This is a genomic window from Gluconobacter sp. GP1 (genome assembly GCF_032913585.1).
GTDB lineage: Bacteria > Pseudomonadota > Alphaproteobacteria > Acetobacterales > Acetobacteraceae > Gluconobacter > Gluconobacter cerinus.
The window spans coordinates 131,295-144,873 of record NZ_JASGXC010000005.1; the positions used below are offsets into that span (position 1 = coordinate 131,295).

Annotated in this window: 11 protein-coding genes; 4 read left to right on the forward strand and 7 right to left on the reverse strand. The window is 50.1% G+C overall.

The features are described 5' to 3' along the window. Positions 1-2: 2 nt before the first annotated feature. Entirely contained in the window at positions 3-1,040 is a 1,038-nt protein-coding gene (locus tag R5H23_RS13175; protein ID WP_317215713.1) for an exodeoxyribonuclease VII large subunit, read from the reverse strand. A 93-nt stretch (positions 1,041-1,133) separates the two neighbouring features. Here R5H23_RS13175 and R5H23_RS13180 point away from each other — a divergent pair, with 93 nt between their 5' ends. After that, a complete protein-coding gene (locus R5H23_RS13180; protein ID WP_211506872.1) occupies positions 1,134-1,532 on the forward strand; it encodes a DUF4186 domain-containing protein in 399 nt (132 codons plus the stop codon). Here R5H23_RS13180 and R5H23_RS13185 read toward each other — a convergent pair. Beyond that, on the reverse strand, positions 1,514-2,827 hold the full coding sequence (locus tag R5H23_RS13185; protein ID WP_211512319.1) for an amino acid permease: 1,314 nt from the start codon (positions 2,825-2,827) through the stop codon (positions 1,514-1,516). The genes R5H23_RS13180 and R5H23_RS13185 overlap by 19 nt on opposite strands. Positions 2,828-2,852: 25 nt before the next feature. Next, positions 2,853-3,314, reverse strand: a complete 462-nt coding sequence (locus tag R5H23_RS13190) for an Lrp/AsnC family transcriptional regulator (protein ID WP_046900845.1) — start codon at positions 3,312-3,314, stop codon at positions 2,853-2,855. Positions 3,315-3,426: 112 nt separating this feature from the next. Here R5H23_RS13190 and R5H23_RS13195 point away from each other — a divergent pair, with 112 nt between their 5' ends. Together R5H23_RS13195 and R5H23_RS13200 are read left to right on the forward strand one after the other, a co-directional pair. Continuing rightward, on the forward strand, positions 3,427-4,902 hold the full coding sequence (locus tag R5H23_RS13195) for an aminotransferase class V-fold PLP-dependent enzyme (RefSeq protein WP_317215716.1): 1,476 nt from the start codon (positions 3,427-3,429) through the stop codon (positions 4,900-4,902). 142 nt (positions 4,903-5,044) lie between these two features. Next, positions 5,045-6,439 carry a hypothetical protein gene (locus tag R5H23_RS13200; protein ID WP_317215717.1) on the forward strand — a complete coding sequence of 465 codons (1,395 nt, stop codon included), beginning with the start codon at positions 5,045-5,047 and terminating at the stop codon, positions 6,437-6,439. 60 nt (positions 6,440-6,499) lie between these two features. Here the strand turns inward: R5H23_RS13200 and R5H23_RS13205 are convergent, their stop codons facing one another. Together R5H23_RS13205 and R5H23_RS13210 are read right to left on the reverse strand one after the other, a co-directional pair. Beyond that, positions 6,500-7,390, reverse strand: coding sequence for a transporter (locus tag R5H23_RS13205; protein WP_086633956.1), 891 nt, complete (start codon positions 7,388-7,390; stop codon positions 6,500-6,502). Between the two features lie 74 nt (positions 7,391-7,464). After that, complete coding sequence (locus R5H23_RS13210) at positions 7,465-9,936, reverse strand: membrane-bound PQQ-dependent dehydrogenase, glucose/quinate/shikimate family (protein ID WP_099213264.1); 2,472 nt, start codon at positions 9,934-9,936, stop codon at positions 7,465-7,467. A gap of 407 nt (positions 9,937-10,343) precedes the next feature. Here R5H23_RS13210 and R5H23_RS13215 point away from each other — a divergent pair, with 407 nt between their 5' ends. Next, a complete protein-coding gene (locus R5H23_RS13215) occupies positions 10,344-11,249 on the forward strand; it encodes a helix-turn-helix domain-containing protein (RefSeq protein WP_046900841.1) in 906 nt (301 codons plus the stop codon). Between the two features lie 9 nt (positions 11,250-11,258). Here R5H23_RS13215 and R5H23_RS13220 read toward each other — a convergent pair whose 3' ends face one another. Together R5H23_RS13220 and R5H23_RS13225 are read right to left on the reverse strand one after the other, a co-directional pair. Next, positions 11,259-11,618 (reverse strand): ArsC family reductase, encoded by a 360-nt coding sequence (locus tag R5H23_RS13220; RefSeq protein WP_317215718.1) that lies wholly within the window; start codon positions 11,616-11,618, stop codon positions 11,259-11,261. Between the two features lie 10 nt (positions 11,619-11,628). Beyond that, positions 11,629-13,302, reverse strand: a complete 1,674-nt coding sequence (locus R5H23_RS13225) for a hypothetical protein (protein ID WP_317215719.1) — start codon at positions 13,300-13,302, stop codon at positions 11,629-11,631. Positions 13,303-13,579: the final 277 nt, after the last annotated feature.

The following is a 13,579-nucleotide window of genomic DNA, read 5'->3' on the forward strand; positions in this document are numbered from 1 at the left end:
TTTCAGAGCATACGTGACAGTATCAGGCCCGCCAGCGTTCCGACGACCAACAAGATCAGGCCATTCCGCAAACGGGCGCCAAATGGTGCTCCCGCCGGGAGCGCTGCCATAGACGTTGCACTCTCCCGCAGCGCGACAATTTCTTCCTGTTGCGCGCGCTCTTCCTCCTGCCGCTGCCAGACACGACCGCTCATTCTGCGAATGTAATGGCCCGCATCAGCGGGCGTCGTTGCGGAATGATCCACCAGCCGCTCCGCCAACGTCCGATTGGCAGTATGCCCAACACCCAGAACACGATGTGCTACACAGTTGGAGAGCGCCTCCAGCACCAGCGGATGCTCAAACACTGTGAAGTCGGAAACATCTCCGCCGCCACGGATCAGAACGATAATATCTTCCCGGCACGTGCCTATGGCATCCGCGATACGGTGCGGATCGGTCATGGCTACGGGAAGTGCGCGGATACGCTCTGAACGCCAGCCGCCCCCCAGCGCCTGAAGGAAGTCTTCTGAGACTAATGCGCTGGAGGACGCAGAATGAATGAGAAGCAGTCTGGCGTCCCGGCGGTCAGGGTAAGGCTGAAACTGCCAGCTCAATCCTCTCAGAACATCCAGCAGAGATCGCTCTGCCCGGTCCACTTTCTGACGGCCGGGATCATGTGGTTCAACGGTAAGCACTTCAAACCGGAGGGCAACCTGTCCCCGCAGATGGCGGGCTCGCAGACACCCTGTCACACGGACATGATCTCCGGCACGCACATCTGCTGCCGCCAGAACCAGCTTGGTCGCTTCCAGCGAAATGGACGTCCCAAGCTGCGGATCGACCAGGGGCAGCTGATAATATTTCTTGTATGCGTTAGGCGCGACGTCACCCAGTTGCCCCTCAACCGCAAGCGGGAAACCCCACTCTTCGAAGTGGGCACAAATCTCATCCAGCCGGGCCGTGAACAGATCCTGAACCTGAAGCGGTGACAGGACTGGCATGGCAGCCATATCACTGGCTGAAGAATCAGTTCGGGTGCGTCTCGGAAAAGCGTCCATGCCGCACCATATGGAGTAAGAACAGATGTTCTCACAGAGGGTGCAGCAGCCCTCACAGCATTTTTTTATGTATTTTCAGAAGGTTGGTCCGTCTTGACCGGTTCTGCTCCTCAGGATCTTCTCCTCCGACTTCAAAAGTCCAGTTTTCGGGCACGGTTTCATCTGGATGAACAGGCCCGCCTCTACCTGGAAAGTCGCGGCCTGAATGCTGTCATGGAACATGGTGCTGCCTTCATCCGGGATCGTCTGGCGCCTGCATGGCCAGCACAGGACGGAAAGCAGACGCCAATGCGAGGGCATCCAGTTTTCATCGCACAGCATGCAACGGGCTCATGCTGCCGGGGATGTCTCGCGAAATGGCATGGTATTGCCGCAGGAAAGCCTCTAACCAGCGAAGATCAAGAGGCAATTCTTGCCGTGTTACGAGCCTGGATTCTGAAGGACATGGGGACAGATGTTCCCAGTACGCCAGCTCAAGGTGTGTTGTTCTGAATTTTCTTACCCCGTGGCAGAAACCGCTCCGCCAGCAGAATAACAACAATCGCAAAAGCACCCATTTCGATTTGCGAACGGGTTTCCGCCTGAATCATCATGGCAATGATCGCAAGGGCAATCAGCGCAAGCGCCACGTATGCTCCAGCAGCCTTCTGGGGCATGAGCTTTAACCGTCCCAGAACAAGCAGGGCGTTATTAAAAAGCATAAATCCGCCCGTCAGGCTGACAAGAACAGCAAAAATGACGCCCGGCGACAGAACGGCCGTTACCGCAACCAGAATGGCACTTCCAACACTGGCGAGAAGCGCGCGCCGGGGAAGCTGCGTTTTAGGCTCAACCGCCAGAAAGACCGCGGGAGCATCTCCCTGTTCAGCCAGTTCGAACAGGATGCGCGAGGTGACGTAAATCCCGGAGTTCAGGCTGGAAAGGGCCGCTACGAGGATGACAATGCCCATTGCCAACCCGGCGAAAGGCACATGAAACCGGTTCAGAACCAACAAAAATGGTGACTGACCGGGTACGATGTCACTCCAGGGCACCAGGCACAGAATCATCGAGATGGTCACAAGGTAGAAGCCACCAATACGAAGAGGGATGGTCCGTGTTGCACGGGCAATGTTCACTTCCGTGTTGTCGGACTCAACCGCGGCCACCGTCGCAATCTCACTGCCGCCCATTGAGAACAGCACTGTCGGAATGACAGCAAGAAGTGCCATCAATCCGTGGGGCATGACACCACCATGCGCAAACAGGTTTTCCTGCACGGGAATGGAATGTGCACCAAATGCCCAGATACCAATTCCGATGAAAAGCACGATGGCGGCCACTTTAATGGCTGAAAACCAGTACTCGAACTCCCCATACCCTTTGACGGACAGGAGATTAATGGCGGTCATCACGCCCAGAACGAGAAGTTCCAAAACGGCGTAAGGAACCGGAATGTAGGGCGTGAGCATGGATGTTACGGCAATGGCTTCAACGCCAATGACCGTCACCCAAGTCAGCCAGTAGGTCCAGCCTGCGACGAAACCGAAGCGATCCCCAAGAGCATGGCGGATCTGTCCGAGAAATGACGCACGCCCTGGTGTCTGTGAAGCAAGGTCTCGCATCATGCCATTCACAAGCCAGACCAGAAGTCCCGCCAGAACGTATGACACGATGACGGCCGGCCCCCCCATCGACAGGGCAGCCGAGCAACCGATGAAAAACCCAGCACCAATCACCCCGCCCAAGGCAATCATGACAACATGTCTTGTCCGGAGACTTTGGGCGAGTTGATCTGTCTGGGTCATGAAGTGTCCTTGTCCGTGGTCTGTGTCAGACTGGAAGATCCCTGTTATCTGCCAGGGTTTCCATGGTCATGTATGAGGTGATGGCATCCAGCTCGACCTTGCTGATGATCTGCTGATAGACACGATCGAAATCGTTCATGTCGCATGCCACGACCTTGAGAAGATAATCATACTCACCGGCAATCCGGTAAAAATCAACGATGTTTGGGATCGAAACGACCACTTTGCGGAACGTTTCAAACCATTCGTGTGAATGATGACGCGTCCTCATCAGCACAAAGACCGTCAATGTCAGGCCAAGCGCCTGAGCATTGAGACGGACGGTATCGTGGCTGATGATCCCACTTTCCCGCAGAGCGTTCAGGCGCCGCCAGCAGGCATTCTGGGAAAGGCCGACCTGTTCGGCCAGTTCACGCTGGGACGGCGTCCCCTGCTTCTGGAGAATGCGAAGGATGGCACGGTCCGTTTGATCGATAATTCTGCTCATAATGATGTAAATGACAACAAAAAACCGGTTTTCGTCTACAAGAAAGAGACAGTTTCCTATCCGTCATTGAGATATTTTCCTCTTACGAGATCAGGTAAGAGGACAGGGCATCATGGAAACGATCGGCAGTCTCGACAACAGTGCAACAGCGCTTGAGCAATTTGAGAAAATGCTCCGTGCAGGTGGTCGCGACGCCCTCCGTAAGGGCGTCCTTGGAGACGGCACGAAGTTCATGAGCCCCTTTGGTGTTCAGTCGCTTCTTTATGCAGATTATGTCGCTTCAGGCCGTGCGCTTGTTCAGGTCGAAACATTCGTCATGAACGAAGTTCTTCCCTACTACGCCAACAGCCACACTGAAGCGTCTTTGTGCGGGGCATACATGACGCGGATGCGGAATGCGGCGCGTGATGCGATTGCTCGCCTTTGCCATGCCCCCAAGGATCGTTTCACGACCATTTTCATGGGCAACGGCGCGACGGCAGGCCTGAACCGTCTCGTACATCTGCTGGAAATCCCTGCCCGCTGTGCTGCTGGAAATCGCCCGATCATTTTCATTGGCCCGTACGAGCATCACTCCAATATCCTCCCCTGGCGAGAAAGTGGCGCCGAGATCATCGAGATCCCGGAAGCCGAGAATGGTGGTCCAGATCTTGTCATTCTTGAACATGCACTGACCGCCTGCGACGAAGGCCGCCTGAAAGTCGGCTCTTTCTCCGCAGCATCAAACGTCACCGGCATCATGACGGATGTAGATGCCGTAACGGAACTTCTGAAACAGCACGGTGCTCTGGCGATCTGGGATTATGCCGGTGCCGCTCCGTATCTTCCAATCGACATGAAGCCCGGCACGCCTTTCGAAAAAGATGCCGTGGCGGTGTCCTGTCACAAGTTTATCGGTGGCCCGGCAGCCTCAGGCGTCTTGATCGTCCGCAATGACGTCGTGACGCGATGCGGCCCGGTTCTCCCAGGCGGAGGAACAGTACGGTTCGTTTCCCCCTGGAACCATGACTACACCACGAGCCTTGCAGCTCTCGAAGAGAGTGGAACACCAGACGTGGTGGGAGACATCCGCGCGGCACTGGCCTTTATCGTCAAGGACGTCATCGGCCAGACTTTCATGAGCGACCGCAATGCGGAGCTTCGCGCCCGCGCTGTTGCCCGTTGGAGCAAAAACCCGAATATCCGCATTCTTGGTCACGCCACAGCTGAAGCGCTACCTATCTTCTCTTTTCAGGTCCGGGACGAAAGCACAGGTGGCTTCATCCACCAGCAGCTTTTCACGCGCATGCTGTCGGACCGCTACGGCATTCAGGTGCGTGGCGGATGCGCTTGTGCAGGACCGTATGCACATCGCCTGCTCGACATTGACGAAGCGGCCTCGGATGCAATTCGTCAGGCCATTCTGTCTGGGCAGGAAATCGAGAAGCCCGGCTGGACACGCCTGAATTTCAGCGTGCTGATGGATGATGCCAAAGTCGAACGCATTCTCGATGCTGTCGATGAGCTGGCGCTCGACCCTCATTCGGTCGCAGCCGCTTACGAATGCGATATCTCGACAGCCCGGTTCCGTCCAAAAGCTGCTGCTTAACCCGGACGCAAACATCTGGAGTTGATACAAGATAGATGAATTGCTATTTTTATTAGCTTCGGTAAATTAAGTAATATCACCATAAACCGAATATGAATATAATCATATTTATATTAAAATATAAACTAAAATAAGGACAAATATGTTTAATTTAAAAAGAAATTATAAAAATAAATTAGCCGCGAGAGGGATGAATATAGAAGGATATTATTTAGATTTCATTGAAACAAATTCAAAAAATATTGTTATAACATTTGAAAATGCCCATGAACCTGAAAAATTACGCCCAGACGAGAATAGATTACCTTGGGGCGCAGAATTTTTAAATAAAAAAAATTATAATGTATTAGGAATAAAGCCCATAGAAGTCGATTGGTATCGAAAAAATAGTATCCATATTTTTTTTAGATCAAAAGAATTTAACTCTTTTATCTCGAAATTTGAAACCGTTGTATTTTATGGATCCTCAATGGGAGGTTACGCTGCCCTGACATTTAGCCAAGCCGTACCTGGATCAACAGTAATAGCTTTTAACCCACAGTCTTCATTAGACCCCAACATTATTCCTTGGGATACACGACACACGCAAGCTTGGAAGCAAGACTGGACTGGAGATTTTTCTGACGCACGTGATGGAGCAAAATTGGCGCGGAAGGTATACATAGCATATGACCCTTTTGACCAAATTGATAATTTACATGTCGCTAGGCTGCATTCAGAAAACTTGATTTTACTAAAATTTTTCTGCGTTGGTCATGTAGTAGCTGAATGGATGCGGCAAGCCGGAATTTTAGAAGAATTCACAATTAGCGCCCTAATGGGAATAGCTACCGCAAAAACTTTCTTTAAACTTGCCCAGAAGCGAAGAGATATTCCTCAATACTATCTTCAAATGTCAAATTTGAGGAATTCAAGCAAAGTATCTGAAATCTGCTTAGAAAGGATTTTTTCAATAGCAAAAAAAGAGTATCTCGCAGATAATATTCTATCAAAAATTGTAAGAAACTGTGAAAATTTTGATTTTTTGAACAAAGATCATGTAATAAATTCTATATCTTCTCTAGATAACGATTTGATATTTTCGATATCAAAATGCATGTCAGATATGGGAAAACATATAGAATCCTTAAATTTATGCAAAAAAATAGAGGTTATTCGTCCAATAAACTATAAATTATATTTTAATATGGCAGAATCTGCGCACCGAGCGGGATTTAATCTAGATGCTTATTTTTACGCGAAAAAATCAATTTCTATGAATGAAAAAATTTCCAATTCATTCAGAATAATGACGCGAATACTGTGGGATTTGGGTGTACATTCAGAAGCAATACGATATTCGATTGCGGGATTAAAAATAGATAATAAATCTCTTTTAGGGTGGTTAGATCTAGGAGAAATATATAAAGAATGCGGCAAAACATCTGAAGCTTTGTTTTCTTTTATTCAAGCGTCTAGATTATGCCCACAAGACAAAAATATAAAAAATAAAATTAAACTAATATTAGACAAAGATATAACTTATTTTCTCGATTAATTTATTTTATACATGATGAATTCCCTACTCGCGGATGTAATCGAGTAGGGAATTTTAAGATTACCAGAGATAGACCAGCTTCATGTAATACGCATTCGTCTCAGGCACGTTTCTGCCATCGACAGAATGAGAATACCGCCCGGTTAATGAGACGCGCTTGGAAATATTGACCATGGCGCCCACACCCAGTGCGACTTCGCGCCCACTGGATTCACTGACCCAACTATTGGCCGTGTTGTCCCGCATTCCGGCTGTGTTCTGCCAGTCGAATGCAAAAAACGGCTCAACAATCTTGCTCGCTTTCCAACTGAAACGCAGATTGGAATGAAAGACCGTCCCTGGCGAATAGCTGTGCTCGCCTGTCTTGTGCTTCGTGGATGCTACAATTGCACCCAGATCCCCATCGAAGCTGAAATGCTTCCATTCATAATCGAACATGAAGCTGGACAGGTTTGACCAGTAGCTCGGGGACAACGCATCCCGTGTGCCAACCGGAGTCTGCATGAAGGTCTGGATACCGAAGGTGCTGTGAGCATTGGGCTTGAACCAGACGGCAGGGCCCACGATTGTCGGACCAAGACCACCGTAATCCTTGCCCTGAGCCAGAACGAAGCTCTCCGACTGAATGACTTCAAACGCAAAACCGACATGCGGCAGAGCGTCGAAGCTGCGGAAGTGCACGTACTTCGTCATACCTGCCCAGGTGTGGCTTCCCCCAGTGGGCTGACGGCGGCCACCACTGTCATAAGTGTTTCCCGCGACATTCCCATCTCCGTACTGCACGAGCACGTTGAACGGTTTGAAGTCCACCGGCAGGTCGTATTCATGCGGGCCAATGATGGCCAGAGGAATATCAGCAGCATGTGCCGCAAGGGCTGGTAGGAGGGAGGAAGCGGGCAATAGAATGCTCAGGGCCCGGAGACACCCTCCGGACCAGATTTTGCGAACCATGACTTTTATTTCCGTAGAAGAAGAAACTGGAGCGCCTCCAGTAAAGAAAGCGCTCCAGCAGTAATAAGGCCAGATCAGTGCGCGGCTGCGCCCTGCTGTCCGTCAATCGTGTAAGCGATGATATAGTCACCGCTGCGGGTGCCAAGGCCCCCATGACCGCCAGCGGCGATCAAAACATACTGCTTCTCGCCGATTTGATAGGACATCGGGGTTGCCTGGCCGCCAGCCGGCAGACGGTCACGCCAGATAACCTTACCGGTCGAGACATCAAAGGCACGCAGGTAATCGTCAGCCGTCGCACCCATGAAGGATACGCCACCCTTTGTGATGACACTGCCACCGATGTTGTACATGCCGGTCGGAAGCGGAAGGTTGTTGTGCGTCCGGAAAGGACCGGTGTCGCGCGTCGTACCAACCGGATGCTGCCAGACAATCTTCTTTGTCACCAGATCGATAGCGGTGATCGTACCCCAGACTGGTCCCTTGCAGGGGATCTGAAGCGGGTTCAGCCACGGGCTGGTGTAAGCGATGTAAGGCGTACCGTAGTCAGGAGAAACACTAAGCGCATCGCCCTTGGCTTCAGGCTTGTCACCCTTGCCGTCCCACTTCGGCAGGATACCACTGGTTTCAGCGTGGTTACGCTTCTCCAGACGGATCCGGAATGGCAGGTAGCTGGCGTTGGCGATCAGCAGCTTGCGCTGCGGGTCGATGGACGCACCCTGCCAGTCAACCACACCATAGAATGCCGGATAGACGATGGTCGTCTTGCCAACATGCGGCGGCGTGAACTGACCTTCATAAGCGGACTGACGGAACTGGATGCGGCAGATCATCTGATCCAGCAGCGTCGCGCCCCACATGTCGCTTTCCTTGAGGTCTGGCGGCGTCAGAGACGGCAGACCAACAGCAAACGGCTGCGTCGGAGAAACATGGTCGTCTGCGGCAACACCAGCAGTTGGAACCGGACGTTCCTCAACCGGGTAACCCGGAACTGGTTTGCCTGTGCGACGGTCCAGAACGAAGAACTCACCGCGCTTCGTGGTCTGGATCAGAGCCGGGACGGTTTCACCGTTCGGGCCTGGCAGATCAACCATTGACGGGCCAATGGCCAGATCCATGTCCCACAGATCGTGATGCACGGTCTGGAAAGTCCAGCGACGCTCACCAGTTTCGATATCGAGAGCAATCGTTGCACTGGAGGTTGCATCGTCAAACGGACGGCGTGAACCACCCCAGTTATCCGGCGGGGAGTTACCCATCGGCAGGTAAAGCAGGCCGAGGTTCTCGTCTGCCGTGTAAACGCCCCATGCATTCGGAGTGTCACGCGTCAGCTCGTCGTTCGGGCCAGGCTTCCAGTTTTCCGGGTTGTGACCGGCATCCCATGCCCACTCGATCTCACCGGAAATCGGGTTGAACGCACGGATTGCACCGGACGGCTCGAAGTTCGCCTGGTTATCAAAGATCCAGCCACCAAGAACCACACGATCCTTCACCACCAGCGGCGGAGACGTCACGAAGTGGAAGCCATGCGGCACATGACCAAGATACTGGCGCAGGGAGATGAAGCCGTGCTCGCCGAAGTCTTCACAGGGCTTGCCTGTTTCAGCATCGACAGCAAGAAGACGAACGTCACCAACCGGGGAGAAAATACGCTTCTGGCAGGCCTTGGAGCCATCAGGAGCGGTATAGTCGTCCGGAGCCTTGTAGTAAGAGACGCCGCGGCAGGCGAGATAGACGTTGGCAGCCAGATCTTCAGCAGCAGGCTTCGGATCGAACTTCCACTTCACCTTACCCGTTGCGGCATCAAGGGCCATGACCCAGTTATGCGGCGTGCAAAGGTAGAGCGTGTCATCAACCTTGATCGGGGTAACCTCGAGGTTGAACTCGTGGCCCTGATCCGGACCAGCCACAACGCCTTCGTCAGCCTTCTGGACGTCACCTGTCTGGGTAACCCAGGCGCGCTTCAGGTTGCTGATGTTGGCAGGCGTGATCTGACCCAGCGGGCTGTAACGATCACCGCCCACCGTCCGGCCATAAGCAGGCCAGTCAGCTGCGGGCGTGCCCTTGCCGGTCTCGTCAACCTGACCAGATGCAGCCATACGCTCGGCCGGAAGCGTGCCATTGATGGAATAGGACGTGAAGCAGCTTGCAACGATCGCCACAACGGCGATGGCAGCAGAACCAGCCAGTTCGCGCTTGTCCGCAGCCCAGGACGCATTGGAGCGCCAGACCCACGGCAGAAGCATCCAGCAGGCAATGCCCACCAGAGTGAACAGACGAACTTCCAGCCCCCAGATGTTGAAGCCGACTTCAACAACAGACCAGATCGTGGCAACCAGCAGCAGACCTGCATAAATACGGCCTGCCTGAGACGGGTTCTTCAGGCTGACGGCAGCCGCCGCAAGCATGACGAGACCAGCCAGCGCATAGAACCAGGACCCACCGAGCACGAGCAGATAACCGCCCCCACCCAGCAGGAACAGCCCAACAAGCGCGAGCAGGATAGAGGTTACTGGAGACAGCACCCTCTGGAGAGAAGAAGACATGACACCTCGTTTTTCAAAAATATGGAAAACCACTTTTTCTGAAATATTTTGTCTCTCTTAATCGCTTAAGGAGCAGGATATGATCCGTCCCCCATATGACTGTGCGAGGGCAGAAAACTGCTGCGCAGGTCTGTCCCTGCCGGCCGGATGATTGTCTTGAAAAGCTTGTTTCTCATCCATGCATCCAATCCCTCGCCAAGAGCGTTACAACAGAAAGGTGAGAGCTACCGGTGGACGAAACTTTCGTCTGAAAGATACGGGCACCAGTCAGTCACGCACTCTGACTGCCTTGTTCCTTCCACAACCCGCGCAACGCTATCCATGATCGGATCTCTTTCACCCGATTGTGACTACATCGTCGCCACCTGTCGCAGTTCTGAGACACATCTGAAAATCGAGAGACACTCATGACCGGCATTACGCCACAAACCGGTCTGTCCGAGTCATGGATCCGGTGCTCCACGAGCTATAACCTTGACCCGGCAGAGCGGTGGGAAACACGTCTTCTGAGCCAGCCGGAGTTGCGTTTTATCAGCAACCGCACGCGTCTCCTGATCCAGCATGCGCTGCCAGAAATGGAGCGCCTGCATACGATGGTGATGGCGCTCGGCTTTACCGTGATGCTGGCTGATGCAAATGGCGTTGTACTGTCACGCCAGACCAGCCGTGACGACCTGACAGGATGCCGTCGGTGGGGTTTTCAGGCTGGTGCACTCTGGGACGAAGCGAATGCCGGCACCAACAGCATCGGAACATGCCTTCAGGAAAAGAAGCCTGTCATGGTGCTTCAAAGCCAGCACTGGCGGCTATGCTTCCGGGGCCTGACCGGCATTGCCGCCCCTCTTTATAATGCTAGTGGAAAACTGGCAGGTGTTCTGAACATCTGTTCCTTTGCGGGGAACGATATCCTGCCATTTGCAGGTCTGCTGATGGAGACCATGACGACCACGGCTCGTAAGATCGAAGAAAGGCTGTTCCGGGAATTTTTCCCCAACGAGACGATCATTACGCTGGGTCTGGCGACAGCGAGTTCAACGCCGCTGGTTGCGCTGAATACCGATGGGCATGTGCAGGGTGCCACGCATGCGAGCCGGGAACGCATGCACTGGCCGGAAGGCGAACTGGAGCACCTGCCTGCTCTGATGAACTTTCTGGACTCAGAAGATGAGCTGAGTTTCCGAAAAGCCGAGGTCCACGTCATCCGCTCAGCCCTAGCCACCACGCAGGGCAATGTCAGCGCGGCAGCTCGGACGCTTGGCATCAGCCGCTCTACGCTTCATCGCAAAATCAAGATGCTAAACCTCATGCCGTAAGCATGGAGTTTAGCTCGCAAATAGCTCTTCGTACTCGGCAGGTTTGAAACCTATACACACGATCTTGCCTTCACGTTCCAGAACAGGTCGTTTGATCATGGAAGGTTGAGCTAGCATCAAGTTGATAGCTTTCTCCTGGGTCATATCTTCCTTCTGCTCTGGTGGCAGCTTGCGAAACGTCGTGCCAGCCTTGTTGAGCAATATTTCCCAACCGACCTGACCGACCCAACCGTCAAGAACCGCCCTTGCGATCGCATTCTTCTTGTAGTCATGGAATGCGTAATCAATACCATGATCAGTCAACCAGAGCTGGGCTCTTTTCATAGAGTCACAGGCTTTGATGCCATACAATATGATCGAATTACTCATGCTATTTCCCTTAAGCTTGTGGTACCCGACCTAAAAATCTTTCGGCTGTCTGACAAATGACGAAATCAGGATTCACTGCATCCAAATAATCATAATCAATTTCAGGGGACCAAAAATGATGAAATTCTTTACAGAAATGAGAAAACCACCATCCCAGACAACATTGATCTAACCCTGATCCAAAAAATGAATTCCCGAAAGCCACAACTTTTAAGTCTAAGGGAGCCTGACTATTTCTCCAGACATTCCGTTGCCCATTGTGAGCTCCAGGCCGTGGAAGGATATTTTCTACTAATTTTCTAAAACGAGTCTCTTCACTCATCTCTGCTTCATAAATGACTTCTCTGACGCCATGACCAAAGAAACGATAACTCAAATCGCCTCCACTTATTCTTTGTCGAGAAAACTGAGGTGTCGGAAATGTTTGACCAAAAAATTTTTCGGAAATAGCATTAAATATAGAAAATGCTCCTAATGGCTGCAGATGAGTGTCAACCCTTTTATAAGCATCCTGAGTGTTTATATTTGAAAATATATCGAGGCAACTTATATATTCGTATATGTCATTATCTTCTATGTTCTTTAAATAAGCTGTAGGACCAAAAAAATCTCCCACAAAATAATCTGGCATCGCGCTTACTTTTTCAGGAACAATTACCTGAATAAATTTACTACCTCGACGTAAAATTTTTTCTTTTCTTTCTCTAATCAGGCCTAACCACTTCTCCGAGATATTATGAGCTTCAGGGGCATTGTTATCCATCAGACAAAGCTCACGGAGTCGATTAGAACCTTCAGTCAGAAAAACATGTCCATCCTTCCCTAAAACGCATGAATTATCACCGCTCACCAGACCTGCTGGAAAGGAAAGAAAACTTAACTCTGACTGAATGTTTTTATTATTAAATAGTAGAGTATTACTTACAGATTCTAATGTAGAAAAAGATATTGGTATATTTTTATTATATGTTCCAAAAATTTCTTTTATTACATTGCTTTTTACACCAAAACTAGAATTAATAAATGCGTTAATTGCATTTTTATTTTTAAATTCATTATAAGATTTAAAGAAAATATTTTCATTATTCACTTCATTTAGCAATTTATATTTTTTTTGGTCATTTATTTTTTCTTTATTTTCAATTATTTTATTCAAACAAATGGTATTTTTTATAATTACACTAAAAATATTTTTTAAAAATTCTATGTCATTAAAGGAATTTATTATTTCAATACAGCCTGTATAATCTTCGATTATTTTATTTATTATAGAAATAACTTTATTTTCAGCATTAATGAAATTTTCTTTTTTCCTATAAAGAGAAAATTTTTCCCAATTCCTATTTTCTGCTGCAAAATTATCAATAGTATTACTTGAATTTACAGCACGAAGATAATTTCCCGTTCGAATTTCTTGAAATGCGCACACTCCAAGCTCTTCATACGACTGAAGATTTACAGGAATAAAATTTGGAATTACTTCAGAATTTGGGAATGAAAGATCTTTGACCGAAGAGTCAGGTGAAAAAATTATTCCCGTGTTAGGAAAATTGTGAAGTTCAATTAAAATAAGAGGGTATTCTTGACCCTCTCCTTGCATGATCCGCCCAGTTCTAGGATCAGCAAAGACTTCTTTCCCATGATAACTTTCAAACGTGTAGATTGAATACGTTGCATTTTTCATTCTTGCCTCAGGCTCTTCACACTCAAAAATAGATCTATAATTTTCATATGCCCATTTTTTAACATTTATTCATTTTTGATGAATGAAACAGTTCAATAAAGGTTCTGACAGTTTATCCGAACTGGAGGAAAAGTGCCAGGAGGTAGCCAAGGTGATCCGCTCGCTGACTGAGGCGATTGTTCTCACGCCGTCCGACAAGGTGCTACAGATCAATGTCCGTGGCGACCTTGCCGGCCATCTGACGGTTGCGTCGGGTGGACGAACGAAAACCCCAAGC

What these genes read in the sequence shown, in the direction of transcription:
- R5H23_RS13220 (WP_317215718.1), bottom strand. Translation starts at nt 11,618, where the DNA reads ATGAGTAATTCGATCATATTGTATGGCATCAAAGCCTGTGACTCTATG.
- R5H23_RS13205 (WP_086633956.1), bottom strand. Translation starts at nt 7,390, where the DNA reads ATGGTTCGCAAAATCTGGTCCGGAGGGTGTCTCCGGGCCCTGAGCATT.
- R5H23_RS13195 (WP_317215716.1), top strand. Translation starts at nt 3,427, where the DNA reads ATGGAAACGATCGGCAGTCTCGACAACAGTGCAACAGCGCTTGAGCAA.
- R5H23_RS13200 (WP_317215717.1), top strand. Translation starts at nt 5,045, where the DNA reads ATGTTTAATTTAAAAAGAAATTATAAAAATAAATTAGCCGCGAGAGGG.
- R5H23_RS13225 (WP_317215719.1), bottom strand. Translation starts at nt 13,302, where the DNA reads ATGAAAAATGCAACGTATTCAATCTACACGTTTGAAAGTTATCATGGG.
- R5H23_RS13190 (WP_046900845.1), bottom strand. Translation starts at nt 3,314, where the DNA reads ATGAGCAGAATTATCGATCAAACGGACCGTGCCATCCTTCGCATTCTC.
- R5H23_RS13175 (WP_317215713.1), bottom strand. Translation starts at nt 1,040, where the DNA reads ATGGACGCTTTTCCGAGACGCACCCGAACTGATTCTTCAGCCAGTGAT.
- R5H23_RS13185 (WP_211512319.1), bottom strand. Translation starts at nt 2,827, where the DNA reads ATGACCCAGACAGATCAACTCGCCCAAAGTCTCCGGACAAGACATGTT.
- R5H23_RS13210 (WP_099213264.1), bottom strand. Translation starts at nt 9,936, where the DNA reads ATGTCTTCTTCTCTCCAGAGGGTGCTGTCTCCAGTAACCTCTATCCTG.
- R5H23_RS13215 (WP_046900841.1), top strand. Translation starts at nt 10,344, where the DNA reads ATGACCGGCATTACGCCACAAACCGGTCTGTCCGAGTCATGGATCCGG.